A 26,969-nucleotide genomic window follows, 5' to 3' on the forward strand; every position below is an offset into this window, starting at 1 on the left:
GCGTGTCACTGATCGCATCTGACCACTTCCGCATCGTTGTCGGCCTCGGCAAGAGCGGCATGTCCCTGGTTCGCTTCCTGGCGAACCGGGGCGTTGCGTTTGCGGTGGCTGATACCCGGGAGAACCCACCGGAGCTGGCGACGCTGCGACGCGACTACCCACAGATCGAAGTGCGCTGTGGCGAGCTGGATGTGGACTTCCTCTGCCGCGCCGACGAGCTCTACGTCAGCCCAGGCCTGGCGCTCGCTACGCCGGCCTTGCAGCAGGCCGCCGCTCGCGGCGTGAAGCTGTCGGGTGATATCGAACTGTTCGCCCGCAATGCCAAGGCTCCGATCATTGCCATCAGTGGTTCCAACGCCAAGAGCACCGTGACCACCCTGGTCGGCGAGATGGCCGCAGCGGCGGGCAAACGTGTGGCAGTCGGCGGCAACCTCGGCACTCCCGCCCTGGACCTGCTCAGCGATGACGTCGAGCTGTACGTGATGGAGTTGTCGAGCTTCCAGTTGGAAACCACCGATCAGCTCAACGCTGAAGTGGCGACCGTGCTCAATGTCAGCGAAGACCATATGGATCGCTACAGCGGCCTGCCGGCTTATCACCTGGCCAAGCACCGGATCTTCCGTGGTGCGCGGCAAGTGGTGGTCAACCGTCAGGATGCCCTGAGCCGTCCGTTGCTGACCGAAGGCCAGCCGTGCTGGACCTTCGGCCTGAACAAACCTGATTTCAAGGCCTTCGGTCTGCGCGAAGAGGGTGGCGAGAAGTACCTGGCGTTCGAGTTCCAGAACCTCATGCCGGTACGCGAGTTGAAGATCCGCGGTGCGCACAACCAGTCCAATGCCCTGGCGGCGTTGGCACTGGGTCATGCGGTCGGCCTGCCATTCGACGCCATGCTGGAAAGCCTGCGCAATTTCGGTGGCCTCGCCCATCGTTGCCAGTGGGTACGCGAGCGTAACGAGGTCAACTGGTACGACGATTCCAAAGCCACCAACGTTGGCGCCGCTCTGGCCGCCATCGAAGGGCTGGGCGCGGATATCGACGGCAAGCTGGTACTGATTGCTGGCGGAGATGGCAAAGGTGCCGATTTCTCTGGCCTGCGCGCGCCCGTTGCCGAGCATTGCCGCGCGGTGGTGCTGCTGGGTCGTGATGCCGAACGGCTGGCTGAAACGCTGGGCGACAGCGTGCCGCTGGTGCGGGTGAAGACACTCGATGAAGCGGTGCAGCAGTGTGCCGAACTGGCTCAACCGGGCGATGCGGTGTTGCTGTCGCCGGCCTGTGCCAGCCTCGACATGTTCAAGAACTTTGAAGAGCGTGGGCGCCTGTTCGCCCAGGCCGTGGGAGGGCTGGCATGATCTTCGGCGCCATCAAGCCCTACCCGTCGCCGCTGATCAGTGGCCGTGGCATCGACCTGGACTTCCCATTCCTGGTCGGCTGCCTGGCCTTGCTCGGTCTGGGCCTGGTGATGATCACCTCGGCGTCCTCGGAAGTGGCTGCGGCGCAGTCGGGTAACCCGCTGTACCACATGATTCGTCACCTGGTGTACGTGACCCTCGGGCTGGGCGCATGCATCGTCACCATGATGGTGCCGATCTCGACCTGGCAACGCATGGGCTACCTGATGCTGATCGGTGCCTTCGGCTTGCTGATACTGGTGCTGGTCCCTGGCATCGGTCGCGAAGTGAACGGTTCGTGGCGCTGGATCGGTTTCAGCTTCTTCAACGTGCAGCCGTCGGAAATCGCCAAGGTCTTCGTGGTCATCTACCTCGCGGGCTATCTGGTGCGTCGGCAGCAGGAAGTGCGCGAGAGCTGGATGGGCTTCTTCAAGCCATTCATCGTGTTGTTGCCAATGGCGGGGCTGTTGCTCATGGAGCCGGACTTCGGCGCCACCGTCGTGATGATGGGCTCGGCCGCGGCCATGCTGTTCCTCGGCGGGGTGGGCCTGTTCCGCTTCGGCCTGATGGTGGCGCTGGCGGTAGGTGCGGTGTTCGTCCTGGTTCAGGCCCAGCCGTACCGGATGGCCCGTCTGACAACCTTCACCGACCCGTGGGCGGACCAGTTCGGTTCCGGCTATCAGTTGACCCAGGCGTTGATCGCCTTCGGCCGCGGCGAGTGGTTCGGCGTCGGTCTGGGTAACAGCGTGCAGAAGCAGTTCTACCTGCCGGAAGCACATACCGACTTCGTGTTCTCGGTGCTGGCCGAGGAGCTGGGCGTAGTGGGCTCGCTGGCGACGCTGGCGCTGTTCGTCTTCGTCACCGTCCGCGCCTTGTACATCGGTCTGTGGGCCGAGAAAGCCAAGCAATTCTTCGCCGCCTACGTGGCGTTCGGGCTGGCGTTCCTGTGGATCGGCCAGTTCCTCATCAATATTGGTGTGAACATCGGCCTGCTGCCAACCAAAGGGCTGACCCTGCCTTTCCTCAGTTACGGGGGCAGTTCGCTGGTCATCTGCTGTGCCTGCGTGGGGTTGCTGCTGCGCATCGAGTGGGAGAGCCGCACGCACCTGGGCAGCGAGGAACACGAGTTCGACGAAGACGACTTTGCCGAGGAGCCAAATCATCATGGCCGCTGACGGCAAGAACGTATTGATCATGGCCGGCGGAACCGGCGGCCATGTGTTCCCGGCACTCGCTTGTGCCCGGGAATTCCAGGCGCGCGGCTTCACTGTGCACTGGCTGGGAACGCCACGCGGCATTGAAAACGAACTGGTGCCGCAGGCTGGCCTGCAATTGCACCTGATCAACGTCACTGGCCTGCGGGGCAAGAGCAAGCTGTCGCTGCTCAAGGCGCCATTCACCCTGATCAAGGCCGTGCTGCAGGCGCGCCGGATCATCCGTCAGCTCAAGCCGGTTTGCGTGGTCGGCTTCGGCGGTTACGTGACCGGCCCCGGCGGCGTTGCCGCGAGGCTGGCGGGCGTGCCGGTGGTGATCCACGAGCAGAACGCCCGTGCTGGCACCGCCAATCGGCTGCTGGTTCCGCTGGCCGGTCGGGTCTGCGAAGCGTTCCCGGACACCTTCGGCGCTAGCGAAAAACGCCGTACCACCGGTAATCCGGTGCGCAGCGAACTGTTTCTGGAACCTGTGCGTGAAGCCTTGCCAGGCCGCCGTGCGCGCCTGCTGGTGCTGGGCGGCAGCCTCGGTGCCGAACCCTTGAACAAGCTGTTGCCCCAGGCGCTGGCGCTGGTGCCGGAAGCCCTCCGTCCCGAGGTGTTCCACCAGGCCGGGAAGAATCATGACCAGATCACCGCCGAGCGTTATCGCGAAGCCGGGATCGAGGCTCAGGTTGAGCCGTTTATCAAGGATATGGCCCAAGCCTATGGCTGGGCCGACCTGGTGGTGTGCCGTGCCGGCGCGCTGACTGTCAGTGAACTGGCGGCGGCAGGCCTGCCTTCGATGCTGGTGCCCTTGCCCCATGCGATCGACGACCACCAGACCCACAACGCCCATTATCTGGCCCGCGAAGGTGCTGCCTTCCTGATGCCACAAGCGACAACTGGCGCAGCGCAGCTCGCTGAACGCCTGAACGAGGTACTGATGCAACCGGAAAAACTCGACACCATGGCCGCCACCGCGCGCCGCCTGGCCAAACCTGCTGCTACCCGCACCGTGGTCGACATCTGCCTGGAGGTGGCCCATGGTTGAGAACCAGAAAGCCATGCCTCAGCCCGAGATGCGCCGCATCCGCCGCATTCACTTCGTCGGTATCGGCGGCGTGGGTATGTGCGGTATCGCCGAAGTGCTGCTGAACCTGGGCTACCAGGTGTCCGGCTCGGACCTCAAGGCCTCGGCAGTGACCGAGCGCCTGGAGTCCTTCGGCGCTGAAATCTTCATCGGCCACCGTGCCGAGAACGCCGCGACCGCTGATGTGCTGGTGGTTTCCAGCGCGATCAACACCGCCAACCCGGAAGTTGCCACCGCGCTGGAACGTCGTATTCCTGTCGTGCCGCGCGCCGAGATGCTCGCCGAGCTGATGCGTTATCGCCACGGTATCGCGGTCGCCGGCACCCATGGCAAGACCACCACCACCAGCCTGCTGGCCTCGGTGTTCGCCGCGGGCGGCCTCGATCCGACCTTCGTGATTGGCGGTCGCCTGAATGCCGCGGGCACCAACGCGCAGCTCGGCACCAGCCGCTACCTGATCGCCGAAGCTGACGAAAGCGATGCCAGCTTCCTGCACCTGCAGCCGCTGGTGGCGGTCGTCACCAACATCGACGCCGACCACATGGCGACCTACGAAGGCGACTTCAACAAACTGAAGAAAACCTTCGTCGAGTTCCTCCACAACCTGCCGTTCTATGGCCTGGCGGTGGTTTGCCTGGACGACCCGGTCGTGCGCGAGATTCTGCCGCTGGTCAAGCGCCCGGCAGTCACCTACGGCTTCTGCGAAGAAGCCGACGTGCGTGCGATCAATGTGCGTCAGTCGGGCATGCAGACCCACTTCACCGTGCTGCGTCGCGACCGCGAGCCGCTGAACGTGTCGGTGAACATGCCGGGCAACCACAACGTGCTCAATGCGCTGGCGACCATCGCCATTGCCACCGACGAAGGCATCAGCGACGAAGCTATCGTCCAGGGCCTTTCGGGCTTCCAGGGCGTGGGTCGTCGCTTCCAGGTCTACGGCGAGCTTCCGGTCGAAGACGGCAGCGTGATGCTGGTGGATGACTACGGACACCATCCGACCGAGGTCGCCGCGGTGATCAAGGCGGTCCGCGGTGGTTGGCCGGAGCGCCGCCTGGTGATGGTCTATCAGCCACACCGCTACAGCCGGACCCGCGACCTGTACGACGATTTCGTCCAGGTGCTGGCCGACGCCAACGTGCTGCTGTTGATGGAAGTCTATCCGGCCGGCGAAGAGCCGATCCCGGGTGCCGACAGCCGCCAGCTGTGCCGCAGCATTCGTCAGCGCGGTCAGCTCGACCCGATCTACATCGAGCGCGGCATCGAGCTGGCGCCGCTGGTCAAGCCGCTGCTGCGCGCCGGCGACATTCTGCTCTGCCAGGGTGCCGGTGATATCGGTGGACTGGCGCCACAACTGTTGAAGAGCCCGTTGTTCGCTGGTGCGGTTGCCAGTCAGGAGAAATCGAAATGACTGAAGCCTACGCCAAACTGCATTCCACCATTGCGCCAAAAGACTTCGGTCGCGTCGCCGTGCTTTACGGCGGCAAGAGCGCCGAGCGCGAAGTGTCGCTCAAGTCCGGCGCCGCGGTGATCGACGCGCTGCGCAGCGGCGGTGTCGACGTGGTTGCCATCGACGTCGGTGACGACCTGCTGACCCGCCTGCAGAGCGAGAAGATCGACCGCGCCTTCATCATCCTCCACGGTCGTGGCGGCGAAGACGGCAGCATGCAGGGCTTGCTGGAGTGCCTCGGCATTCCCTACACCGGCAGCGGTATCCTCGCTTCGGCACTGGCCATGGACAAGCTGCGGACCAAGCAGGTCTGGCAGAGCCTGGGCATTCCGACCCCGCGTCATGCCGTGCTGGCCAGCGAAGCCGACTGTATTTCCGCGGGCGCGGAACTGGGCTTCCCTTTGATCGTCAAACCGGCCCATGAAGGTTCCAGTATCGGTATGGCGAAAGTGACCAGCGTCGATGAATTGGTCGCCGCCTGGAAAGACGCCGCCACCTACGATTCGCAAGTGTTGGTCGAGCAGTGGATTCATGGTCCGGAGTTCACCGTTGCGGTGCTGCGTGACCAGGTGCTGCCGCCGATCGCGCTGGGCACCCCGCATACGTTCTACGACTACGACGCCAAGTACCTGGCATCCGATACCCAGTACCGGATTCCGTGTGGCCTGGACAGCGCCAAGGAACAGGAACTGATCGACCTCACCGCCCGCGCCTGCGACGCCATTGGCATCGCCGGTTGGGGCCGTGTGGATGTGATGCAGGACGAGCAGGGCCGGTTCTGGCTGCTCGAGGTCAACACCGCGCCAGGCATGACTGACCATAGCCTGGTGCCAATGGCGGCGCGTGCGGCCGGACTCGATTTCCAGCAGTTGGTGCTGGCGATTCTGGCGGCGAGTGTCGAGGCGCGAGGTTAAGCCCATGCAAGGCGCGATGGTACGTCATCAGCAACCCGCTCCCGGCCGCAAGCCGGTGCCGCGTGGTGCCAGCCGGATGGTGGCGAAAGAGCCACTGTCGGCGCGCCTGCCCAAGCCTGGCTTCAGTGTTTTCAAGCGACTGTTGTGGCCGATCCTGCTGGTGGCCGCGGGCTTTGGCGCCTATGAAGGCGCGCAGCGGTTGATGCCGTATGCCGACCGGCCGATCACCAAGATCGCCGTGCAGGGCGACCTCAGCTACATCAGCCAGCAGGCGGTGCAGCAGCGGATCGCGCCTTATGTCGCGGCGAGCTTCTTCACCGTCGACCTGGCGAGCATGCGCGCCGAGCTGGAGCAGATGCCCTGGATCGCCCATGCCGAAGTACGCCGTGTATGGCCGGACGAGGTGGTGATCCGTCTCGAGGAGCAGTTGCCGGTGGCGCGCTGGGGTGATGATGCCTTGCTCAACAACCAGGGCCAAGCCTTCACGCCGCGCGAGCTGGCCAATTATGAGCACCTGCCGCAGTTGTTCGGGCCGCAGCGGGCTCAGCAACAAGTGATGCAGCAATATCAGGTACTGAACCAGATGCTGCGTCCCCTGGGCTTTTCGATCGCACGTCTGGAACTGCGCGAGCGTGGTAGCTGGTTCCTGACCACCGGCGCCGGAAGCGCCGGGCCGGGTATCGAACTGCTGCTGGGGCGTGACCATCTGGTGGAAAAGATGCGCCGCTTCATTGCCATTTATAACAAGACGCTCAAAGAACAGATCACGAACATCGCCCGCATCGATCTGCGTTACGCCAATGGCCTTGCCGTTGGCTGGCGGGAACCGATTGCACCGCCCGCGGCCCAATCCGCCGTGGCGAAGAATTAGAGAGAGGCAGGACCATGGCAAACGCGCATAGCGGCAAAATGATCGTCGGGCTGGATATCGGCACGTCCAAGGTGGTTGCACTGGTGGGCGAAGTCGCTGCTGACGGCACACTGGAAATCGTCGGTATCGGCACCCACCCGTCGCGCGGGTTGAAGAAAGGTGTGGTGGTCAACATCGAGTCCACCGTGCAGTCGATCCAGCGCGCCGTCGAAGAGGCGCAATTGATGGCCGGCTGCCGCATCCACTCGGCATTCGTCGGTGTGGCCGGCAACCACATCCGCAGCCTCAACTCCCACGGTATCGTCGCGATCCGCGACCGTGAAGTCAGCGCCGCGGACCTCGAGCGGGTACTGGATGCCGCCCAGGCCGTTGCCATTCCTGCTGACCAGCGCGTGCTGCATACCCTGCCGCAGGACTACGTCATCGATAACCAGGAAGGCGTGCGTGAGCCACTGGGCATGTCCGGCGTGCGTCTGGAAGCCAAGGTGCACGTCGTGACCTGCGCGGTGAATGCTGCGCAGAACATCGAGAAATGCGTGCGCCGCTGCGGTCTGGAAATCGACGACATCATTCTCGAGCAACTGGCGTCGGCCTATTCCGTGCTGACCGATGACGAGAAAGAGCTGGGCGTGTGCCTGGTGGACATCGGTGGCGGCACCACCGACATCGCGATCTTCACCGAAGGCGCAATCCGCCACACCGCGGTGATCCCGATCGCTGGCGATCAGGTGACCAACGACATCGCCATGGCGCTGCGCACACCGACCCAGTACGCCGAAGAAATCAAGATCCGCTACGCCTGCGCCCTGGCCAAGCTGGCGGGTGCCGGCGAGACCATCAAGGTGCCAAGCGTGGGCGACCGCCCGCCGCGCGAACTGTCGCGCCAGGCCCTGGCTGAAGTGGTCGAGCCGCGCTACGACGAACTGTTCACCCTGATCCAGGCCGAGCTGCGCCGCAGCGGCTACGAGGATCTGGTTCCGGCCGGCATCGTGCTGACCGGCGGCACTTCGAAGATGGAAGGCGCGGTCGAACTGGCCGAGGAAATCTTCCACATGCCAGTACGCCTGGGCGTGCCGCACAGCGTTCGCGGCCTGAGTGATGTAGTGCGCAACCCGATTTACTCCACTGGTGTGGGTCTGCTGACCTACGGCCTGCTGAAGCAGTCCGATGGCGTGCCCGTGCCAGGTATTAGAAACGACAGCTATGGCGATGAACCAAAGGCTCCTGTGCTTGAGCGTTTCAAGCGTTGGGTCCAGGGCAACTTTTAAGTTTCAAAGCAGTAGTGGTAGGCGCAAAAACTAGAGAAAAATGAAAGGAGAGGGAAAATGTTCGAGCTCGTAGACAACGTCCCGCAAAGTCCGGTCATCAAAGTGATCGGCGTCGGTGGCGGCGGTGGCAACGCCGTCAATCACATGGTGAAGAGCAACATCGAAGGCGTCGAATTCATCTGCGCCAACACTGATGCTCAGGCGCTGAAAAACATCGGCGCACGTACCATCCTGCAACTGGGTACCGGTGTGACCAAGGGCCTGGGTGCTGGCGCCAATCCGGAAGTCGGCCGTCAGGCGGCTCTGGAAGACCGTGAGCGCATCGCCGAAGTGCTGCAGGGCACCAACATGGTGTTCATCACCACTGGCATGGGCGGCGGTACCGGTACTGGTGCTGCACCGATCATCGCCGAAGTGGCCAAGGAAATGGGCATCCTCACCGTTGCGGTGGTGACCCGTCCGTTCCCGTTCGAAGGTCGCAAGCGCATGCAGATCGCCGATGAGGGCATCCGCGCGCTGGCTGAAAGCGTTGACTCGCTGATCACCATCCCGAACGAAAAGCTGCTGACCATCCTGGGCAAGGACGCGAGCCTGCTGTCCGCGTTCGCCAAGGCTGACGACGTGCTGGCGGGTGCCGTTCGCGGTATCTCCGACATCATCAAGCGTCCGGGCATGATCAACGTCGACTTCGCCGACGTGCGTACCGTGATGAGCGAAATGGGCATGGCAATGATGGGTACCGGCTGCGCCAGCGGTCCGAACCGTGCTCGTGAAGCCACTGAAGCGGCCATTCGCAACCCGCTGCTGGAAGACGTCAACCTGCAGGGCGCGCGTGGCATCCTGGTGAACATCACCGCCGGTCCTGACCTGTCGCTGGGTGAGTACTCCGACGTGGGTAGCATCATCGAGGCGTTCGCGTCGGATCACGCAATGGTCAAGGTGGGTACCGTGATCGATCCGGACATGCGCGACGAGCTGCATGTAACCGTAGTGGCCACCGGCCTGGGTGCGAAAATCGAGAAGCCTGTGAAGGTCATCGACAACACCCTGCAATCCGCCGCGGCCCAGGCTTCGACCCCGGCTCCAGCGCCTGTGCGCCACGAGCAACCGGCAGTGAACTACCGCGACCTGGAGCGTCCTACCGTGATGCGCAACCAGACGCACGCCGGTGCTGCAGCGGCTGCCAAGCTCAATCCGCAAGACGACCTGGACTATCTGGACATCCCGGCTTTCCTGCGTCGCCAGGCCGATTAATGAAATTTATCAGGGGTATTAGGGTGATTGGTGTTCAGCAAAGGCCGGGTCTGCTATTATCCCCAGCCTTTGTTGATACCAGTTCGCAATCTGTGCTGAAGCGGCCAATGCCATGATTAAACAACGCACCCTGAAAAATATTATCCGTGCCACAGGTGTCGGCCTGCACTCCGGGGAAAAGGTTTACCTGACCCTCAAACCTGCACCTGTGGACACCGGCATCGTATTTTGCCGAGCCGACCTCGATCCGGTGGTGCAGATCCCTGCCCGTGCGGAAAACGTCGGTGAGACGACCATGTCCACGACACTGGTCAATGGCGATACCAAGGTCGACACGGTAGAGCACCTGCTCTCGGCCATGGCTGGCCTGGGCATCGATAATGCCTACGTCGAGCTCTCCGCGTCGGAAGTTCCGATCATGGATGGTAGCGCTGGTCCCTTTGTATTCCTGATTCAATCTGCCGGCCTGGAAGAACAGGACGCGCCGAAGAAATTCATCCGCATCCTGCGCGAAGTGTCAGTCGAGGACGGCGACAAGCGCGCCACCTTCCTGCCTTTCGACGGGTTCAAGGTGAGTTTCGAGATCGATTTCGACCACCCGGTGTTCCGCAACCGGACTCAAAGTGCCAGCGTGGACTTTTCCAGCACCTCGTTCGTGAAGGAAGTCAGCCGCGCCCGTACCTTCGGGTTCATGAGCGACATCGAGTACCTGCGCAAGCATAACCTCGCACTCGGCGGTAGCGTGGAAAACGCCATCGTGGTGGACAAGGACGGCGTGTTGAACGAAGACGGCCTTCGCTATGAAGACGAATTCGTCAAACACAAGATCCTCGACGCCATCGGCGACCTCTACCTGCTGGGCAACAGCCTGATCGGCGAATTCCGTGGCTTCAAGTCCGGTCACGCGCTGAACAACCAGTTGTTGCGCAAGCTGATCGAGGAGAAAGACGCCTGGGAAGTGGTGATCTTCGAAGATGCCAGCACCGCACCGATCTCGTATATGCGCCCGGTAGCAGCTGTATAAGTTCGAACTCTCTCTCTAGTTTGAAGGCCACCTCCGGGTGGCCTTTTTTATTGCGCGGGATTCACTCGGTCGGCGGGTTCTTGTTGCCCTTGCCATGGCTGGCCAGGCGCTCCAGCGCCGCGCGCAGGTTCGGGTCGCTGATACCTTCCGCCGTGGCCTGGATGTTCTCCGCCGACTTGCTCGAAATATCCATTACATGACCGCCGGGGCGCGGGCTGCTGGCGGTCGGCTGGACCTTGAACTGGATGCGGTTGAGGCTGACGAACACGTCGAGTTGTTGCAGCGCACGCTGTAGGCGTTTCTGCTGGTAGCGCAGACGCGTTGCCCAGTGGCCATCGGTGACCACCAGCAACAACGTACCCTCGCGCCACGAAGCGACATGGCAGTGCTCGCGGGCTGCGGGCTGCAACTGGCTTTCTACCAGGCGCTGCAATTGCGCCAGACGCTGTGCATGGCTGAACAATGCCTTGAGGGGACGGGCTTCGCGCAGGAGTACGGCGGGGGCGCGAGCGGGAGAGGGGCGGTAGGCCATGAAGACACCTGCAATGACAGTGCTGGCAATCTTATCAGATCCCTCGCCGCACACCGGACGGATGCGATTGGCAGCAATCTTGCGGCTGACGGGTTGAAGTTGGCGAAAAAGCCCTTATTGTAAAAAAGCCCCGTCAAAGCGCTGTGCCAGCATCGTGGAATTCCACCACTTTCCTCACCATCGTTTCCGGGTAGAATGCTCGTTCGCATGCGGCCAATAAGGGCTGCACGGGCGACTCACGGGGCCGCCCTCCATCCCTATGTGTGGAAGATCCTGCCGATATGTTTGCGCCTTTGTTAAAAAAACTTTTTGGAAGCAAGAACGAGCGTGAAGTCAAACGCATGCTCAAGACGGTACAGATCGTCAATGCCTTCGAAGAGCAGATGGTGGCCCTCTCTGATGAACAGTTGCGGGCCAAGACCGCCGAGTTCAAAGAGCGCCTGGCCAAAGGCGAGACCCTCGACCAGCTCCTGCCTGAAGCCTTCGCCGTCACGCGTGAAGCGGGCAAGCGGATCATGGGCATGCGTCACTTCGATGTGCAGTTGATCGGCGGCATGACCTTGCACGAAGGCATGATCGCGGAAATGCGCACCGGTGAGGGCAAGACCCTGGTGGCAACCCTGGGCGTATACCTCAACGCACTGTCCGGCAAGGGCGTGCACGTGGTCACGGTCAACGACTACCTGGCCCGCCGCGACGCCAACTGGATGCGTCCTCTGTATGAATTCCTCGGCCTGACAGTCGGTGTCGTCACACCGTTCCAGCCGCCGGAAGAGAAGCGTATTGCCTACGCTGCCGACATCACCTACGGCACCAACAACGAATTCGGTTTCGACTACCTGCGCGACAACATGGCGTTCAGCATGGAAGAGAAATTCCAGCGCGAGCTGAATTTCGCTGTGATCGACGAAGTCGACTCCATCCTGATCGACGAAGCCCGTACCCCGCTGATCATTTCCGGTCAGGCTGAAGACAGCTCCAAGCTGTACATCGAGATCAACAAGCTGATCCCGCGCCTGAAGCAGCACATCGAAGAAGTCGAAGGCGAAGTCACCCAGGAAGGTCACTTCAAGGTTGACGAGAAGACGCGTCAGGTCGAACTCAACGAAGCCGGTCACCAGTTCATCGAAGAGATGCTCACCCAGGTCGGCCTGCTGGCCGAGGGCGAGAGCCTGTATTCCGCGCACAACCTGGGCCTGCTGACCCACGTCTATGCCGGTCTGCGTGCGCACAAGCTGTTCCACCGCAACGTCGAGTACATCGTCCAGGACGGTCAGGTTCTGCTGATCGACGAACACACCGGCCGTACCATGCCGGGTCGTCGTCTGTCCGAAGGCCTGCACCAGGCCATCGAAGCCAAGGAAAACCTGAACATCCAGGCCGAAAGCCAGACCTTGGCGTCGACCACCTTCCAGAACTACTTCCGCCTGTACAACAAGCTGTCCGGCATGACCGGTACCGCTGACACCGAGGCGTTCGAGTTCGCCCAGATCTACGCCCTCAACGTGATGGTGATTCCGCCGAACAAGCCATTGGCGCGTAAAGACTTCAACGACCTGGTGTACCTGACCGCCGAGGAGAAGTACGCGGCGATCATCACCGACATCAAGGAAAGCATGGCTTCCGGCCGTCCTGTCCTGGTTGGTACTGCGACCATCGAAACCTCCGAGCACATGTCCAACCTGCTCAAGAAAGAGGGTATCGATCACAAGGTCCTCAACGCCAAGTACCACGAAAAAGAAGCGGAGATCATTGCCCAGGCCGGTCGTCCGGGTGCGCTGACCATCGCCACCAACATGGCCGGTCGCGGTACCGACATCCTGCTGGGCGGCAACTGGGAAGTCGAAGTGGCTTCCATGGAAAACCCGACCCCTGAGCAGATCGCCCAGATCAAGGCTGACTGGCAGAAGCGCCACCAGCAGGTGATCGAGTCCGGTGGCCTGCACGTAATCGCTTCCGAGCGCCATGAATCCCGCCGTATCGACAACCAGTTGCGTGGTCGTTCCGGTCGTCAGGGCGACCCGGGCTCCAGCCGCTTCTACCTGTCGCTGGAAGACAGCCTGATGCGCATCTTCGCCTCTGACCGGGTGAAGAACTTCATGAAAGCCCTGGGCATGCAGTCCGGCGAGGCGATCGAACACCGCATGGTGACCAACGCCATCGAGAAGGCGCAGCGCAAGGTCGAAGGTCGCAACTTCGACATCCGCAAGCAACTGCTCGAATTCGACGACGTGGCCAACGAGCAGCGCAAAGTGATCTACCACATGCGCAACAGCCTGCTGGCCGCCGAGAACGTTGGCGACACTATCGCCGAGTTCCGTCAGGAAGCCCTCGACGCGACCATCAGCCAGCACATTCCGCCACAATCGCTGCCCGAGCAGTGGGATGTGACCGGTCTGGAAGCGGCCCTGGCCAGCGACTTCGGCGTGAAGTTGCCGATCCAGCAGTGGCTCGACGAAGACGATCACCTGTACGAAGAAACCCTGCGCGAGAAGCTGCTGAACGAGCTGCTGACCGCCTACAACGAGAAAGAAGACAGCGCTGGTGCCGAAGCCCTGCGTACCTTCGAGAAGCAGATCCTGCTGCGCGTCCTCGACGACCTGTGGAAAGACCACCTGTCGATGATGGACCACCTGCGACACGGCATTCACCTGCGTGGCTACGCTCAGAAGAACCCGAAACAGGAGTACAAGCGCGAGTCGTTCACCCTGTTCCAGGAACTGCTGGACTCGATCAAGCGCGACACCATCCGCGTTCTGTCCCATGTCCAGGTTCGCCGCGAGGATCCGATCGAAGAAGAAGCCCGTCTGCGCCGCGAAGCCGAAGAACTGGCCCAGCGCATGCAGTTCCAGCATGCCGCCGCGCCTGGCCTGGAAGCTGCTGAGTTGCAGGAAGACGGTGCCGAAGTCGCCGTTGCCGCTGCGCCGGTACGCAACGACATCAAACTGGGCCGCAATGAGCCGTGCTGGTGTGGTTCGGGCAAGAAGTTCAAGCACTGCCATGGTCAGATCGACTGATCTGACCCGCCAGTGTCACGCTGAAACATGAACACCACGCCGCGACAGGCCTGACCCGTCGCGGCGTTGTTCCATCTCAAGCGCCGTCGATCAACGGCGGCATCTCAATGTTCTAGGAGCGCTTTCATGGCTGTTGGTCTTGGTCCTTTGCCAACGTTGCACCCGGTCCCCGGTTTCGAACTCGGTATCGCCTCGGCGGGCATCAAGCGTCCTGGGCGCAAGGATGTGGTGGTGATGCGCTGTGCCGAAGGCTCCAGCGTCGCTGGCGTTTTCACCCTGAACGCGTTCTGCGCTGCACCGGTGATCCTGGCCAAGCAGCGCGTGCAAGGCACCGTACGCTACCTGCTGACCAACACCGGTAACGCCAACGCCGGTACCGGCGCACCCGGCCTGGCCGCTGCCGAGCGCACCTGCGCCAAGCTGGCTGAGCTGACTGGCGTCGACGCCAGCGCCGTGCTGCCGTTCTCCACCGGCGTGATCGGTGAGCCGCTGCCGGTCGAGAAGATCGAAGGCGCGCTGCAGGCCGCTCTGGACAACCTGTCCGAAAACCACTGGGCTGAAGCCGCCACTGGCATCATGACCACCGACACCCTGCCCAAGGGCGCCAGCCGCCAGTTTCAGCACGAGGGTGTGACCATCACCGTGACTGGCATCAGCAAAGGCGCCGGGATGATCCGTCCGAACATGGCCACCATGCTCGGCTACATCGCCACCGACGCCAAAGTTGCGCCGGCGGTACTGAAAGACCTGATGCTGGACGGCGCCAACAAGTCGTTCAACCGCATCACCATCGATGGCGACACCTCGACCAACGACTGCTGCATGCTGATCGCCACCGGCAAGGCCGATGTCGCCGAAGTCACTGAAGCCAGCGGCCCGCTGTTCGAAGCCCTGAAAAAGGCCGTGTTCGAAGTCTGCATGGAAGTGGCCCAGGCCATCGTCCGTGACGGCGAAGGCGCGACCAAGTTCGTGACCGTTGAGGTCAACGGTGGTGGCAATCATCAGGAGTGCCTGGACGTCGGCTACGCCGTTGCCCACTCGCCGCTGATCAAGACCGCACTGTTCGCCTCCGACCCGAACTGGGGCCGCATCCTGGCGGCCGTTGGTCGTGCCGGCGTGGCGAACCTCGACGTCAGCCTGATCGACGTGTACCTGGGCAGCGTCTGCATCGCCAGCAAAGGCGGCCGCAGCGCGACCTACACCGAAGACCAGGGCTCCGCGGTCATGGCTCAGGAAGAGATCACCATCCGTATCGAGCTGGGCCGTGGTGATTGCAGTGAAACCATCTGGACCACCGACCTTTCTCACGAGTACGTGAAGATCAACGCCGAATACCGGACCTGATCGAACACGCGTCTCCGGCGAGCCCGCCAACCGCGGGCGGGCTTGCCGGTTCGGGTTATGTACCCAAGTGTGGATTTCTGGCGGAGAGTGAACGTTGAAACGAATTCATGTAGCAGCCGCGGTCATCCGCGGTGCGGACGGGCAAATCCTCATCGCCCGTCGCGACAAGACCCAGCATCAAGGCGGTCTCTGGGAGTTCCCCGGAGGCAAGGTTGAAGACGGCGAAACCGTGGATGCGGCCCTGGCGCGCGAACTGCGCGAAGAGCTGAGCATCGAAGTGACCGCAGCGCGGCCACTGATCAAGATCAAGCATGACTACCCGGATAAACAGATCTTGCTGGATGTCTGGGACGTCAGCGGTTTCACGGGTGAACCCCATGGCGCCGAAGGCCAGCCGCTGGCCTGGGTGTCGCCGAAGGACCTGGCGCAGTACGAATTCCCCGAAGCCAACCGGCCGATCGTCGCCGCTGCGCGTTTGCCTAGTGAGTACCTGATCACGCCGGATGACCTGGAAGTCCCGCATATGCTGCGCGGTATCCAGAAAGCCATCGCCGGCGGGATCAAGCTGGTGCAACTGCGTGCGCCGAACATGTACGACCCCAAGTACCGCGATGTTGCGGTGGATGCGGCTGGACTCTGTGCGGGCAAGGCGCAATTGATGCTCAAGGGACCCCTGGAATGGCTGGGTGATTTCCCGTCGGCCGGCTGGCACCTGACTTCCGAGCAACTGCGCAAGTACGCCGCCAATGGCCGACCGTTCCCCAAGGAGCGCTGGCTGGCTGCGTCCTGCCATAACGCCGAAGAATTGGCCCTGGCTGAGCAGATGGGCGTGGATTTCGTCACCTTGTCACCGGTGCAGGCCACCCAGACTCATCCAGAGGCACAGCCATTGGGTTGGGATGCAGCACAGCAACTGATCGAAGGCTTCAACCGGCCGGTGTTCCTGCTGGGCGGCGTGGGCGCCGCCGAGCGCGAGCGCGCCTGGCGAGTTGGTGCACAAGGTGTGGCGGGGATCCGGGCGTTCTGGCCCGAGGTCTGAGTCGAATCCATTGGGGCTGCTTTGCAGCCCTTCGCGACGGTCCAGTGTCCCGGCAATCGGTGCAACCGTAGGCGCGAGCTTGCTCGCGATGTGGCCTGGCTCAGGGTTTCGCCGAGGCCTGCCATAGCACTTCGCCGATACCCTGGCGCCGCCCGATCAGGCGTGCCGCGACGAACAGCAGATCCGACAGCCGATTGATGTAAGCCAGCCCGACACCCGCCAGCGGCTCGATCGCGTTGAGCTGCTGGCAGCGCCGCTCGGCGCTGCGGGCCAGACTGCGGCAGACATGGGCCTGGGCCACCAGCGCCGAACCGCCGGGCAGGATGAAGTTCTCCAGCGGACCCAGCTCTTCGTTCCAGCGATCAATGGCTGCTTCCAGCCGCTCCACTTCAACGGCGTTCAGCGCCTGATAGCTGGGCATCGCCAATTCGCCACCAAGGTCGAACAAGCGATGCTGACAGGGCGCCAGCACCTCGATCACTTCCTCCAGCCCCTGTTCTGCCAGGCCAGCCAGCAGCAATCCCAGCTGACTGTTCAGCGTATCGACTTCGCCGATAGCTTCGATGCGCGGATGGTCCTTGGGCACGCGGCGGCCGTCACCGAGGCCGGTTTCGCCCTTGTCGCCGGTACGGGTGTAGATCTTCGACAGGCGAAAGCCCATGGTTCATGACTCCAGTTTGTTGGGCGCCGGGAGCGGCGCGAGGCTGGCGGCCAGCGGCAGGCGCAGGGTGAAGCAGGTGCCTTGGCCCGGCGCCGACTGCACTTCCATCTGGCCCTTGTGGTTGTTGGTGATGATGAAATACGACACCGACAGGCCGAGGCCCGTGCCCTGGCCGATTTCCTTGGTGGTGAAGAACGGTTCGAAGGTGCGTTTGCGCACCGCTTCGGGCATGCCGACGCCGTTGTCCTCGACCTGGATTTCCGCCCACGGCGGGTTCAGCCGGGTGCGCAGGGTGATCCGTCCGGGTTCGCGGTCGTCTTCGCGCAGGTGAATGGCCTGGGCGGCGTTCTTCAGCAGGTTGAGCAGCACCTGTTCCAGTTCATTGGCGGTGCCTGGCACCGGGCCGAGGTCGGGGTCGAACTGGCGGACGATGGCCTGGCCCTTGAAGTCGAAACCGATGGTCAGGTCGAAGTCGTTGCCGGCGATTTCCACGGCCTGGTCGATCAGCGCCGGCAGGTCGCAGGGCGCCAATTGCCGGTTGCTGCGCCGGCTGAAACTGAGCATGTGGGTCACGATCTTCGCCGCGCGGGCTCCGGCCTGCTGGATGCCGTCGAGCAGTTGCGGCACCTGGCGGCCTTCCAGGTAACGGTTGACGGTGGCCAGGTCGATCCCGGTCTCGTTGGCCTGTTCGAGGTTTTTCGGCAGATCGGGGGACAGGCGCCGGCGAATGTTCTGCACGTTGTGCAGGATGGCGCCCAACGGGTTGTTGATTTCGTGGGCCATGCCCGCCGCGAGGCCGCCGACCGAGAGCATCTTTTCCGATTGCACCATCATTTCTTCCAGCGACAGGCGCTGGGTGATGTCATCGATGCGAATCACCACGCCACGGCCGCCGCCACCCATCAGTGGATAGAAGGTCAGGGCGTAGTGGCGGGCGTCGTCGTCTTTGGTCCAGGTCACGCGCTCGATCTTCGCCACCCGATGCTTCTCGACGCTCTCCTTGAGCTGCGGCAGGAACGGCTTGAGCGGTTCGAAGGCGAGGAAGATCGGCTGGTTCAGGGCTTCGTCCAGCGGCGTCCCGGAAAGGGCGCTGGCCTCCTGGTTCCACTGGGTGACGTAGAGCTGTTCATCGAGGGCGATCAGCGCCGAGGGCATGGAGTCGATGATGCTGTTGAGGTAGTTCTGGAAGCCGGTGAGCTTGCGTTCGATCTTGCCGCGCACCTGGACTTCCAGCTCCAGCTTGCGGTTGGTGTGACGGGTTTCCTCGGCCAGCCCTTGCGCCTGGTCGAAGGCATGCTGGAACTCGTCGCGGGCGCGCTTGAGTTGCTGCTCGCGTGCTTCAATGCGCGACAGCATGGTGTTGAACGCTTCGGCCAGGCTGCCGATTTCATCATGGTTGCCAGGGCTGGCGCGCAGGGCGTAGTTCTCTTCCCGGGTCACCTGGCGCGAGAGCTGTTCGAGTTGGTAGATCGGCTGGGTGATCAGGCGCTTGATCTGCCGGGCGATGATCATCCACAGCAGCACGCTGAAGACGAGGATGCCCAGGCTGGCGGTGAGGGTGCCGGTGTAGAAGGCCATCGGCAGTTCGCTGCTGGCCACCAGCAACAAGTGCCCCGGCGGGCTGCCGGGGCGGCCCAGGCTGACCAGTTGGGTGCTGCGGAATTCGGTCAGGCGCCAGCCTTCGATATTGCGGTAGCGCTTGGGCAGGGCGATCGGCTCGCCGTGCTGCAACTGCGCGAGCAGCTTGCCATCGGAACCGTACAGGGCGGCGGCGCGCAGCGGCGAGTAGGTGTCGAGCTCCTGCAGCAGTTTGTTGGCGGCTTCGGGAGAGTCGGTGGCCTGCTGGGCGATCTGCGGAGTGGAGACCAGTCGGCCGATCGTTTGCAGGGCCTGTGGCGCCATGGCTTCCTGGGATATCCAGTAGGCGGCGCTGATAAAGGTAAGGTTGGCCACCAGCAGGATGGTGATCAGCAGCACCAGCAGGGCGGCCAGCAGTTTCTGGCCGACCGGCAGGTTTTCCAGGCGTTCGCGCAAGGGCATGGGGAAGGCGTGGTCCTGTGGTGGGAAGGGCAGGGTAACGCTGCCCTCAGTCGCTGGGCAATCCGTGGTTGTTCAGGTGTTCGACCAGGCGCCGGTAGAGCCGTTCCAGGTGCGCCAGGGTGTGTCCGTGGCGGGTGGCGGTGCGGCAGGCGTGGCCGAGCAGGTAGTGGATCTCGGTGCGGCGCCGGTTTCGAACGTCCTGGTACATCGAAGAGTAGTTGGCGGCGGTGGCCTGGATGACCCGTTCGACTTCCGTGGCCAGATTTTCGGCAGCCTGCGGCTGACCGCAGACCTGCAACAGCTCGGCCAGCTCCGCGCACAGCGTCGCGACCTCGCAGTGGTGGTCGGTCAGGCCACCGTTGCGGCAATCGTGGAGCACGGTCAGTGGGTTGATCGCGCAATTGAGCGCCAGCTTGCGCCACAGGCGGGTGAGGATATCGGGCGTCCACTGATGGGGGATGCCAGCGTCGCTCAGGTCATCAAGCCAGTCTGGCGGCGGCGGGTTGGCCGGATCGCCCAACCAGTTGAAGCCATGCCCGGCAAAATTCACCTGCCAGTCGTGCTCGCGAAAGGCGCCTTCGGTGCTGGATGCGAAGATGCAGCGGGCCAGCGGCACGCGGGCGGCGACTTCGTCCTGGCTGCCCAAGCCGTTTTGCAGCAGGATGATTTCGGCATCCGCCGTCAGACGATGGGCGATGCTGGCGACGGCCTTTTCCGCGTCGTAGGCCTTGCAGGCCACCAGCAGCCGGCTGATCGGCCCGGGGGCGGTGGTGATTTCCGCTGGGATGGGGAAGGTCCGCGGTTGTCCTTGCTCGACCAGCGTCAGGCCGCCTGTCGCCTCGTAGGCGTGCAGCCGTTGTGCGTCGCGCAGAATCAGCCGGACCGGTTTGCCCGCCCGCGCCAGGCGGCAGGCCCAGAGGCTGCCGAGGCTGCCGGCGCCGAGAATATGCCAGGTGCTGCTCATCAGCGTTTCCCAAGCGTTTATAATGAGCCCGCATTTTAACCGTCAAACCCGGTGCGCTCCATCGCGCTCCCCTCACAGGGGCGCCAGCGCGCCTTTATTTTTTGGAGAAAGATATGCCGTCGTTCGACGTGGTATCGGAACTGGACAAGCACGAAGTCACCAACGCCGTGGAAAACGCCGTCAAGGAACTGGATCGCCGCTACGACCTCAAGGGCAAGGGCAGCTTCGAGTTCAAGGAAAAGGACCAGACCGTCACCCTGACCGCCGAAGCCGAGTTCCAGCTCGAAGCGATGGTCGAAATCCTGCGTATGGCCCTGGTCAAGCGCAAAATCGACGTGCAATGCCTGGAAATCAAAGACGCCTATGCATCGGGCAAGGTGACCAAGCAGGACGCGGTGTTCAAAGAGGGCATCGATAAAGAACTGGCGAAGAAGATCGTTGCTCATATCAAGGACGCCAAACTCAAGGTTCAGGCCGCCATCCAGGGCGAGCAGATCCGCGTGACCGGCAAGAAGCGCGACGACCTGCAGGAAGCCATCGCGGCCCTGCGTGCCAAAGAGTTCGGCATGCCGCTGCAGTTCAACAATTTCCGCGACTGACAGCCCGCCTGGCGGGAACCTTGGCGTTTTGATGGCGTCCGAGGTTCCTGTAGCGCTGAAACGTTTGCGGCGCAATATTTTCAGATTTTTGCCGCACGGCTAGGAGAACAGAATGGATTTGAATGCTGAGGTCGATCAACTGGTCAGGACTTCGCAGGCCTGGATTCCGTTGATCATGGAATACGGCAGCCGCGTGCTGCTGGCGCTGATCACGCTTGCAGTGGGCTGGTGGCTGGTCAACAAGCTCACCGCCAAGCTGGGCCGTCTGGTCGCGTTGCGTAACGGCGATCCTGCCCTGCAAGGCTTCATCAGCACCTTGGCCAATATCATCCTCAAGGTGCTGCTGTTCATCAGCGTCGCCTCGATGATCGGCGTGGAGACCACGTCCTTCGTGGCCGCCATCGGTGCCGCGGGTCTGGCTATCGGCCTGGCCCTGCAAGGCAGCCTGGCGAACTTTGCCGGTGGTGTGCTGATTCTGTTGTTCCGTCCGTTCCGCCTGGGCGACTGGATCGAGGCGCAGGGTGTCAGCGGCACCGTCGACAGCATCCAGATCTTCCACACCGTGCTGCGTACGGGCGACAACAAGACGGTGATCGTGCCCAACGGCAACCTGTCCAACGGCATCATCACCAACTACAACCGCCAGCCGACCCGCAAGGTGGTGTTCGATGTCGGCGTCGACTACGAAGCGGACCTGCAGAAGGCCCGTAACGTCCTGCTCGACCTGGCCAAGAATGACCCGCGGGTACACGCGGATCCGGCGCCGCAAGCGGTAGTCGCGACCTTGGGCGACAGCGCCATCACCGTTTCCCTGCGCGTCTGGGTCAACACCGGCGACTACTGGGACGTGATGTTCATGCTCAACGAGCGTGCGCGTGATCGTCTGAAAAGCGAGGGTATCGACATTCCCTTTCCGCAGCGCGTGATCCGCGTGGTTCAGGAAACCGCCGCTCAGTAAACGCAGCCGTTGCAGCCATCGCCGGCACAGGCCTCTCCGGGGCATGTGCCGGCGATGTCGTTTGTGGCCGGGCATTACACTTATTCACCTCTTCTCGCTACCGGCGTCCGGGCTTTTCTGGCATACAGGCCGGTCTGATATCCAATGCTGGCCGAATCATGACACCGCTTCTCAAGATCACCCCGTTCAGGGCCTTCTGCTTCGCCATGACCCTGGCGCTGTTCGAACTCCTCACCTACCTCGCCAGTGACGTGGTGATGCCGGCCATGCCGCAGGTGGTGACAGACCTGCAGGCCAGTCCCGAATTCATCCCCCATGCGCTGAACCTGTACCTGCTCGGCGGCGTGCTGTTGCAATGGCTGATCGGCCCGCTGGCCGACCGCTATGGCCGACGTCCGTTGCTGTTGGGCGGTTGCGCGTTCTTCTGCCTCGCGTGCCTGGCGACCTTCTGGGTCGACGGTATCGAAGTGTTCAACCTGCTGCGCCTGTTGCAGGGCATTGGCCTGGGCTTCGTGGTCACCGTCAGCTATCCGGCCTTGAACGAAGCGTTCAGCGAAGCCGACGCGGTACGGATGATGGCGTTGTTGGCGAACATCGCCCTGTTGTCGCCGTTGCTGGGGCCGTTGGTGGGCACGCTGATGCTGGAGTGGGTGTCCTGGCGCTGGCTGTTCGTGCTGTTTGGCGGCGCTGCCGTACTGGCCTGGTTCGCCCTGTACCGCTTCATGCCGGAAACCCTGGGGGTGGAGCGCCGCGACGGCACCCGCCTGGAGTTCCAGCCCATTCACCTGTTGCCGCTCCTGGCCGGCTATGGCCAGTTGCTCGGTAACCGACGCTTCGTCGCCGGCAGCGCGGCGCTGGGCCTGATCGGCCTGCCGCTGATTGGCTGGATCGGCTTGTCGCCGGTGTTGCTGATCCACGACGAGGGCCTCAGCACAATGCAGTACGCGCTGTGGCAACTGCCGGTGTTCGGCGGGCTGATCCTCGGCAACCTGATCATCAACCGGATCGCCGATCGCTATCCGCTGACCACCTTGGTGCGCGGCGCGCTGTGGCCGTTCCTGGCGGGGCTGCTGGCGGCGGTGCTGGCGACCTGGATTTATCCGAGCGTGCCGAGCCTGGTGGTCGGGCTGTCCGTCTACGCGTTGGGACTGGGCGTGGCCAATGCGGTGCTGTACCGCATGACCCTGTTCAGCAGCGAACAGAGCAAGGGACTGGTGTCGGCCATGCTGGGGATGATCACCATCGCCCTGCTCGGTTTCGGCGGGGCGCTGATGGCGATGCTCGGGGCCGGTGCCGGACTGCTGGCATTCGCCCTGGCAGCGGGGCTGTCAGGGGTGCTGGCGCTGTGGCCATTGTGGGTGGTGCTGAGGGAAGGACGCGGGACGCTGGCGGTGCAGCCCTGATTCAGGGCTGCTGCTGCTCGCCGACCTGACCATTGCCGGGTTGCTCCGGCTCCTGCTTGCCGCGGCGCAGCTCCTGATGCCAGTGCAGGGCGATCAGGATCAGCGTCGGTACGCCCAGCAGCGCGGTAATCAGGAAGAAGTCGTGATAGCCGTACTTCTCCACCATCACGCCTGAGTAGCCACCGATCAGACGCGGCAGCAGCAGCATGATGGAGCTGAGCAGTGCGTATTGGGTGGCGGAGAACTTCAGGTTGGTCAGGCTCGACAGGTAGGCGACGAACGCCGACGTGGCCAGGCCCGAGCTGAAGTTGTCGAGGGAAATGGTCACCACCAGCATCTGCAGGTTGGGGCCCATGTCGGCCAGCATCAGGAACAGGATGTTGGTCGCCGCCGAGGCCGCGCCGCCGATGAACAGGATCGGCAGGATGCCGAAGCGCACGATCAGCAGCCCGCCGAAACCGGCGCCGACCAGGGTCATGATCAGGCCGAAGATCTTGCTGACGCTGGCGATCTGGTCCTTGGTGAAGCCCTGGTCGATGTAGAACACGTTGGCCATCACGCCCATCACCGTGTCGGACATCCGGTAGGTCGCGATCAGCCCGAGCAGCAGCAGGGCCTGCCAGCGATAGCGCTGGATGAAGTCGTTGACCGGGGTCAGCACCGGCGCCAGGCCGCGGCGGCCCATGGCCGAGAGGCATAGGCAGGTCAGGGTGATGTAGAGGATGGCGCGCAGGAAGGCGCGGTCTTCCAGCAGCAGGTCGAGCAGGCTGACGCCTTCGAACAGCACGCTGGCGAAGTCGGTGTTGTAGAGCTGGGTGAACATGGCCGGCACGGACACCAGCAGCACGATCAGCACGAAGACCGAAATCAATTGATGGCTGAAGCCGTAGCGGGCCGCCTGCAACTGGGTGCGCAGCGATACCGGGGGTTCACGCATCAACAGCGAGGTGAGCAACGCTGGCAGCATCATCACGCCGAACAGCACGTAGGTGCCAGTCCAGGCCTTGTGCATGTAGCTGAAGCCGGTGGAGCCAAACCACTCGGCGAAGAACAGCGCGCCGGCGGTGGCGAGCAGGGCGGCGACCCGGTAGCCGGCCATGTAGCTGGCGGCGAGGGCAGCCTGGCGCTGGTCGTCGGCGATTTCCAGGCGGTAGGCGTCGACGGCGATGTCCTGGGTGGCCGAGGCGAACGCCACCAGCACCGCGAGGGCGATCAACCAGGACAGGTGTTTTTGCGGATCGCAGAAGCCCATGCCGACCAGGCCGACCACCACCAGTATCTGCGACAGGACCAGCCAGGAGCGGCGTCGACCCAGCTTGCCGAGCAATGGCAGGCGCCATTGGTCGAGCAGCGGGGACCACACCCATTTGAATGCGTAGGCCAGGCCGATCAGGCTGGCGTAGCCAATGGTTTCGCGAGCGACTCCGGCTTCGCGCAACCAGACCGACAGCGTCGAGAACACCAGCATATAAGGCAGGCCGGCGGCGAAGCCGAGCAGCAGGAGCACCACGGTCGACGGGCTGGCATAGGCAGCAAGCGCAGCGCGCCAGGTTTTACGGGGCATGGGCCAACATCTGCCTCAAGATTACGAACACAAAGCGCGCACTCTAACTGTTGTGATCCATCGGACGCCAGCCATGGCGCGACATATCGACGCGATTATTGCGCAGGCTGACACCTTCGGCGCGCAAGCGCGCCCGTTGTTCATCCCCGGAGGGTGTGCCCTGGGCCAGACTCAAGCGACCACCGGCGCCCAGCACCCGATGCCAGGGCAGGCGGGTGTCGGGGGGCAACTGGCTCAGGGTGCGTCCGACCCAACGCGCAGCGCGGCCCAGACCCGCCAGATCAGCCAGCTCGCCATAACTGACGACTTTGCCCTCTGGTACCTGGCCCAACACCATATAGAGCGCCGTCCGTCGGTCTTCGGCGCGCTGCTGGGTCACGTCGGCTGAAGCTTTCATCGGGCACGAACCTGCCTGGCACGGGGGGAGTGGAAACACTTGGCAATTGAACTCATTGGCATTGGTCAGGTCTGTCCTTGCTCGGGGGCTGAGCATCTGGATAATGCCCCACTTTTTTCGCGAACCTTAATGTCCGTATTGCCTATGTATTCTAGAACCTTGTTGTGCCTTGCATTGGTCGGCGTTTGCGCACCGGCTGTAGCCGATACCGTCTGGATGAAGAACGGTGACCGCCTGAGCGGCAAGATCAAGGTGTTCGACGGCGGCAAGCTGTTGCTGGAAACACCTTATGGTGGCTCGATCCCGCTGGACTGGAAGCAGGTCAAGACCCTGGAAAGTGACCAGGAACTGCTGGTCAAGCAGGACGAGTACAACGGCGAGCGCGCCAAGTCGCTGCAGGCGGCGGACGCCGGCAAGGTGATCCTGGCCAACGGCGAGGCGCCGAAGACCGTGGAACTGGCCAGCATCCAGCAGATCATGAAGCCCAAGCCCGTGGTCGAAGACCTGGTCTGGAAGGGCAATGTCGACCTGGCGCTGGATTACAAACGCGCCGAGTCCAACACCGACGACTACGACGTCGACTTCAAGACCACCGCGCGTCACGGCCGCTGGCGGCACAATGCCGAAGGCGAATACAACCGCGACAGCAAGGACGACGTCACCACCACCAACAACTGGAGCGCCGAGTACGCACTCGACCGCTTCATCACCGACAAGTGGTTCTGGCAAGGCCGCCTGAACTACAAGCGCGACCATGTCGAAGACCTCACCCGTCAGCGCACCGTCGGTACCGGTCCGGGCTACCAGTTCTGGGATGACGAACTGGGCGCCTTCTCCCTCGGCTCGCTGCTCAACCGCACCGATTACGAATACTCCGACGGCGGCAAGGACAACTTCTATTCCGTCGGCGTGAAGTGGGATTACAACCGCTACCTGATCGGCAAGACCATCGAGGTGTTCACCAACGGCGAAGTGGGCAAGCCGCTGGGTAGCGTCGCCGACTACAGCCTGGATGCCGAAGTGGGCCTGCGCTACAAGGTCACCGAGTGGGCATCGCTCAATCTCAAGGCCGAGAAAGACATCATCAGCGGCACCAATGACAGCGACCTGGACAAGACCCGCTACACCGCAGGCTTCGGCGTGACCTGGTAAACCCGACCAAGCTGGCCCCTTGGCATTGCGCGGTGATAATGATTAGCTTGTCGCCATCACCGCCCGTGCCGGGCGGCCCGTTTTACCCAGGAGTCCAGACGTGAGCGCCAACGCTGCAAGGCAAGCCCGAGAACTGCTGCTCAAAGAGTACCGTGGGGTGCTCTCGACCCATTCCAAGTCGATGCCCGGCTTTCCTTTCGGCTCCGTGGTGCCGTATTGCCTGGACGCTGACGGCAACCCGCTGATCCTAATCAGCCGGATCGCCCAGCACACCCACAACCTGCAGAAAGATCCCAAGTGCTCGCTGCTGGTGGGTGAGCGCGGCGCTGAAGATGTGCAGGCGGTAGGCCGCCTGACCGTGCTGGCCGAGGCGCACAAGCTGGAACAGCCGGAGGCCATCGAGGCCGCAGCCGAGCGCTATTACCGCTACTTCCCCGAATCCCGTAATTACCACAGTGCCCACGATTTCGATTTCTGGGTGCTGCAGCCGGTGCGCCATCGCTATATCGGCGGTTTCGGCGCCATTCACTGGATCGATCAGGTCACGCTCGCCAATCCGTTCGCCGGCAAGGCGGAACTGAGCATGGTCGAACACATGAACAGCGACCACACTAACGCCATCGCCCACTACGTTGCCCTGAGCGGTTTGCCGGACACCGTGCCTGCGCAGTTGGCCGGTATCGACAGCGAGGGCATGCACCTGCGCATCGGTCAGGGCCTTCACTGGCTGGCCTTTGCAGAGCCTTGCAACAATCCGACACAAGTGCGCGAAGCCTTGGTTTCACTGGCTCACGCCGAGCAGTGGCCACAGGTGCAGCAGGCCGAGGCTTGAAATTTCGAGCTGAAGTTA

At 62.8% G+C, this 26,969-nt stretch carries 23 protein-coding genes; 17 read left to right on the plus strand and 6 right to left on the minus strand.

The window, feature by feature from the left end; genetic code table 11:
* The first annotated feature begins 2 nt into the window (after window positions 1–2).
* The 9 genes from murD (at window position 3) to lpxC (ending at window position 10,449) form a co-directional block, all read left to right on the plus strand.
* Window positions 3–1,349 (plus strand): UDP-N-acetylmuramoyl-L-alanine--D-glutamate ligase, encoded by a 1,347-nt coding sequence (murD, locus tag CKW37_RS05650; protein ID WP_095154664.1) that lies wholly within the window; start codon window positions 3–5, stop codon window positions 1,347–1,349.
* Window positions 1,346–2,563 carry a putative lipid II flippase FtsW gene (gene ftsW / locus CKW37_RS05655; RefSeq protein ID WP_095154666.1) on the plus strand — a complete coding sequence of 406 codons (1,218 nt, stop codon included), beginning with the start codon at window positions 1,346–1,348 and terminating at the stop codon, window positions 2,561–2,563. Before murD ends, ftsW begins: the two co-directional genes overlap by 4 nt.
* Window positions 2,553–3,632, plus strand: a complete 1,080-nt coding sequence (gene murG / locus CKW37_RS05660; protein WP_095154668.1) for an undecaprenyldiphospho-muramoylpentapeptide beta-N-acetylglucosaminyltransferase — start codon at window positions 2,553–2,555, stop codon at window positions 3,630–3,632. The genes ftsW and murG overlap by 11 nt, the downstream gene beginning before the upstream one ends.
* Window positions 3,625–5,079, plus strand: coding sequence for a UDP-N-acetylmuramate--L-alanine ligase (gene murC / locus CKW37_RS05665; RefSeq protein ID WP_095154670.1), 1,455 nt, complete (start codon window positions 3,625–3,627; stop codon window positions 5,077–5,079). The genes murG and murC overlap by 8 nt, the downstream gene beginning before the upstream one ends.
* On the plus strand, window positions 5,076–6,032 hold the full coding sequence (locus CKW37_RS05670; protein WP_095154672.1) for a D-alanine--D-alanine ligase: 957 nt from the start codon (window positions 5,076–5,078) through the stop codon (window positions 6,030–6,032). Before murC ends, CKW37_RS05670 begins: the two co-directional genes overlap by 4 nt.
* Before the next feature lie 4 nt (window positions 6,033–6,036).
* Entirely contained in the window at window positions 6,037–6,903 is an 867-nt protein-coding gene (locus CKW37_RS05675; protein ID WP_095154673.1) for a cell division protein FtsQ/DivIB, read from the plus strand.
* A gap of 14 nt (window positions 6,904–6,917) precedes the next feature.
* The gene (gene ftsA, locus CKW37_RS05680) at window positions 6,918–8,171 is read left to right on the plus strand and encodes a cell division protein FtsA (protein WP_095154675.1); all 1,254 of its coding nucleotides are present in this window, start codon (window positions 6,918–6,920) and stop codon (window positions 8,169–8,171) included.
* Between the two features lie 57 nt (window positions 8,172–8,228).
* Complete coding sequence (gene ftsZ, locus CKW37_RS05685) at window positions 8,229–9,425, plus strand: cell division protein FtsZ (protein ID WP_095154677.1); 1,197 nt, start codon at window positions 8,229–8,231, stop codon at window positions 9,423–9,425.
* Window positions 9,426–9,537: 112 nt separating this feature from the next.
* Complete coding sequence (lpxC, locus tag CKW37_RS05690; RefSeq protein ID WP_095154679.1) at window positions 9,538–10,449, plus strand: UDP-3-O-acyl-N-acetylglucosamine deacetylase; 912 nt, start codon at window positions 9,538–9,540, stop codon at window positions 10,447–10,449.
* A gap of 61 nt (window positions 10,450–10,510) precedes the next feature.
* Here the strand turns inward: lpxC and CKW37_RS05695 are convergent, their stop codons facing one another.
* Window positions 10,511–10,981 carry a DUF721 domain-containing protein gene (locus CKW37_RS05695; protein ID WP_095154681.1) on the minus strand — a complete coding sequence of 157 codons (471 nt, stop codon included), beginning with the start codon at window positions 10,979–10,981 and terminating at the stop codon, window positions 10,511–10,513.
* Between the two features lie 281 nt (window positions 10,982–11,262).
* On the opposite strand from CKW37_RS05695, the gene secA reads away from it, so the two are divergent.
* From secA to CKW37_RS05710, 3 genes are all read left to right on the plus strand, one after another.
* Complete coding sequence (secA, locus tag CKW37_RS05700; RefSeq protein WP_095154683.1) at window positions 11,263–13,998, plus strand: preprotein translocase subunit SecA; 2,736 nt, start codon at window positions 11,263–11,265, stop codon at window positions 13,996–13,998.
* 126 nt (window positions 13,999–14,124) lie between these two features.
* Entirely contained in the window at window positions 14,125–15,342 is a 1,218-nt protein-coding gene (gene argJ, locus CKW37_RS05705) for a bifunctional glutamate N-acetyltransferase/amino-acid acetyltransferase ArgJ (protein WP_095154685.1), read from the plus strand.
* A gap of 94 nt (window positions 15,343–15,436) precedes the next feature.
* Window positions 15,437–16,381 (plus strand): Nudix family hydrolase, encoded by a 945-nt coding sequence (locus CKW37_RS05710; protein WP_095154687.1) that lies wholly within the window; start codon window positions 15,437–15,439, stop codon window positions 16,379–16,381.
* A gap of 100 nt (window positions 16,382–16,481) precedes the next feature.
* Here the strand turns inward: CKW37_RS05710 and CKW37_RS05715 are convergent, their stop codons facing one another.
* From CKW37_RS05715 to CKW37_RS05725, 3 genes are read right to left on the minus strand one after another with little or no spacing between them, the layout of a single operon-like run.
* Window positions 16,482–17,042 carry a cob(I)yrinic acid a,c-diamide adenosyltransferase gene (locus tag CKW37_RS05715; protein WP_095154689.1) on the minus strand — a complete coding sequence of 187 codons (561 nt, stop codon included), beginning with the start codon at window positions 17,040–17,042 and terminating at the stop codon, window positions 16,482–16,484.
* Window positions 17,043–17,045: 3 nt separating this feature from the next.
* Window positions 17,046–19,082, minus strand: a complete 2,037-nt coding sequence (locus CKW37_RS05720; protein WP_095154692.1) for an ATP-binding protein — start codon at window positions 19,080–19,082, stop codon at window positions 17,046–17,048.
* Window positions 19,083–19,128: 46 nt separating this feature from the next.
* The gene (locus CKW37_RS05725) at window positions 19,129–20,046 is read right to left on the minus strand and encodes a putative 2-dehydropantoate 2-reductase (RefSeq protein WP_095154693.1); all 918 of its coding nucleotides are present in this window, start codon (window positions 20,044–20,046) and stop codon (window positions 19,129–19,131) included.
* 113 nt (window positions 20,047–20,159) lie between these two features.
* On the opposite strand from CKW37_RS05725, the gene CKW37_RS05730 reads away from it, so the two are divergent.
* The 3 genes from CKW37_RS05730 to CKW37_RS05740 all read left to right on the plus strand — a co-directional run bounded on the left by CKW37_RS05730 (window position 20,160) and on the right by CKW37_RS05740 (window position 23,006).
* Window positions 20,160–20,645 carry a YajQ family cyclic di-GMP-binding protein gene (locus CKW37_RS05730; RefSeq protein WP_095154696.1) on the plus strand — a complete coding sequence of 162 codons (486 nt, stop codon included), beginning with the start codon at window positions 20,160–20,162 and terminating at the stop codon, window positions 20,643–20,645.
* A gap of 112 nt (window positions 20,646–20,757) precedes the next feature.
* The gene (locus CKW37_RS05735; protein WP_095154699.1) at window positions 20,758–21,603 is read left to right on the plus strand and encodes a mechanosensitive ion channel family protein; all 846 of its coding nucleotides are present in this window, start codon (window positions 20,758–20,760) and stop codon (window positions 21,601–21,603) included.
* Window positions 21,604–21,761: 158 nt separating this feature from the next.
* Window positions 21,762–23,006, plus strand: a complete 1,245-nt coding sequence (locus CKW37_RS05740) for an MFS transporter (RefSeq protein WP_095154701.1) — start codon at window positions 21,762–21,764, stop codon at window positions 23,004–23,006.
* Between the two features lies 1 nt (window position 23,007).
* Here the strand turns inward: CKW37_RS05740 and CKW37_RS05745 are convergent, their stop codons facing one another.
* Together CKW37_RS05745 and CKW37_RS05750 are read right to left on the minus strand one after the other, a co-directional pair.
* On the minus strand, window positions 23,008–24,570 hold the full coding sequence (locus CKW37_RS05745; RefSeq protein WP_095154703.1) for an AmpG family muropeptide MFS transporter: 1,563 nt from the start codon (window positions 24,568–24,570) through the stop codon (window positions 23,008–23,010).
* A 43-nt stretch (window positions 24,571–24,613) separates the two neighbouring features.
* Window positions 24,614–24,967 (minus strand): MGMT family protein, encoded by a 354-nt coding sequence (locus tag CKW37_RS05750; protein ID WP_095154706.1) that lies wholly within the window; start codon window positions 24,965–24,967, stop codon window positions 24,614–24,616.
* 144 nt (window positions 24,968–25,111) lie between these two features.
* On the opposite strand from CKW37_RS05750, the gene CKW37_RS05755 reads away from it, so the two are divergent.
* Window positions 25,112–26,119 (plus strand): DUF481 domain-containing protein, encoded by a 1,008-nt coding sequence (locus tag CKW37_RS05755; RefSeq protein ID WP_095154708.1) that lies wholly within the window; start codon window positions 25,112–25,114, stop codon window positions 26,117–26,119.
* 100 nt (window positions 26,120–26,219) lie between these two features.
* Window positions 26,220–26,951, plus strand: a complete 732-nt coding sequence (locus tag CKW37_RS05760; protein ID WP_095154710.1) for a HugZ family protein — start codon at window positions 26,220–26,222, stop codon at window positions 26,949–26,951.
* Window positions 26,952–26,969 lie beyond the last annotated feature (18 nt).

The organism is Pseudomonas sp. Irchel 3E13 (assembly GCF_900187455.1).
In the GTDB taxonomy this organism is placed as follows: Bacteria; Pseudomonadota; Gammaproteobacteria; order Pseudomonadales; family Pseudomonadaceae; genus Aquipseudomonas.

What these genes read in the sequence shown, in the direction of transcription:
- ftsZ (WP_095154677.1), top strand. Translation starts at nt 8,229, where the DNA reads ATGTTCGAGCTCGTAGACAACGTCCCGCAAAGTCCGGTCATCAAAGTG.
- CKW37_RS05745 (WP_095154703.1), bottom strand. Translation starts at nt 24,570, where the DNA reads ATGCCCCGTAAAACCTGGCGCGCTGCGCTTGCTGCCTATGCCAGCCCG.
- CKW37_RS05730 (WP_095154696.1), top strand. Translation starts at nt 20,160, where the DNA reads ATGCCGTCGTTCGACGTGGTATCGGAACTGGACAAGCACGAAGTCACC.
- CKW37_RS05720 (WP_095154692.1), bottom strand. Translation starts at nt 19,082, where the DNA reads ATGCCCTTGCGCGAACGCCTGGAAAACCTGCCGGTCGGCCAGAAACTG.
- CKW37_RS05725 (WP_095154693.1), bottom strand. Translation starts at nt 20,046, where the DNA reads ATGAGCAGCACCTGGCATATTCTCGGCGCCGGCAGCCTCGGCAGCCTC.
- murC (WP_095154670.1), top strand. Translation starts at nt 3,625, where the DNA reads ATGGTTGAGAACCAGAAAGCCATGCCTCAGCCCGAGATGCGCCGCATC.
- CKW37_RS05755 (WP_095154708.1), top strand. Translation starts at nt 25,112, where the DNA reads ATGTATTCTAGAACCTTGTTGTGCCTTGCATTGGTCGGCGTTTGCGCA.
- CKW37_RS05735 (WP_095154699.1), top strand. Translation starts at nt 20,758, where the DNA reads ATGGATTTGAATGCTGAGGTCGATCAACTGGTCAGGACTTCGCAGGCC.
- secA (WP_095154683.1), top strand. Translation starts at nt 11,263, where the DNA reads ATGTTTGCGCCTTTGTTAAAAAAACTTTTTGGAAGCAAGAACGAGCGT.
- argJ (WP_095154685.1), top strand. Translation starts at nt 14,125, where the DNA reads ATGGCTGTTGGTCTTGGTCCTTTGCCAACGTTGCACCCGGTCCCCGGT.
- CKW37_RS05715 (WP_095154689.1), bottom strand. Translation starts at nt 17,042, where the DNA reads ATGGGCTTTCGCCTGTCGAAGATCTACACCCGTACCGGCGACAAGGGC.
- CKW37_RS05750 (WP_095154706.1), bottom strand. Translation starts at nt 24,967, where the DNA reads ATGAAAGCTTCAGCCGACGTGACCCAGCAGCGCGCCGAAGACCGACGG.
- murG (WP_095154668.1), top strand. Translation starts at nt 2,553, where the DNA reads ATGGCCGCTGACGGCAAGAACGTATTGATCATGGCCGGCGGAACCGGC.
- ftsA (WP_095154675.1), top strand. Translation starts at nt 6,918, where the DNA reads ATGGCAAACGCGCATAGCGGCAAAATGATCGTCGGGCTGGATATCGGC.
- CKW37_RS05740 (WP_095154701.1), top strand. Translation starts at nt 21,762, where the DNA reads ATGACACCGCTTCTCAAGATCACCCCGTTCAGGGCCTTCTGCTTCGCC.
- CKW37_RS05675 (WP_095154673.1), top strand. Translation starts at nt 6,037, where the DNA reads ATGCAAGGCGCGATGGTACGTCATCAGCAACCCGCTCCCGGCCGCAAG.
- ftsW (WP_095154666.1), top strand. Translation starts at nt 1,346, where the DNA reads ATGATCTTCGGCGCCATCAAGCCCTACCCGTCGCCGCTGATCAGTGGC.
- CKW37_RS05670 (WP_095154672.1), top strand. Translation starts at nt 5,076, where the DNA reads ATGACTGAAGCCTACGCCAAACTGCATTCCACCATTGCGCCAAAAGAC.
- lpxC (WP_095154679.1), top strand. Translation starts at nt 9,538, where the DNA reads ATGATTAAACAACGCACCCTGAAAAATATTATCCGTGCCACAGGTGTC.
- CKW37_RS05695 (WP_095154681.1), bottom strand. Translation starts at nt 10,981, where the DNA reads ATGGCCTACCGCCCCTCTCCCGCTCGCGCCCCCGCCGTACTCCTGCGC.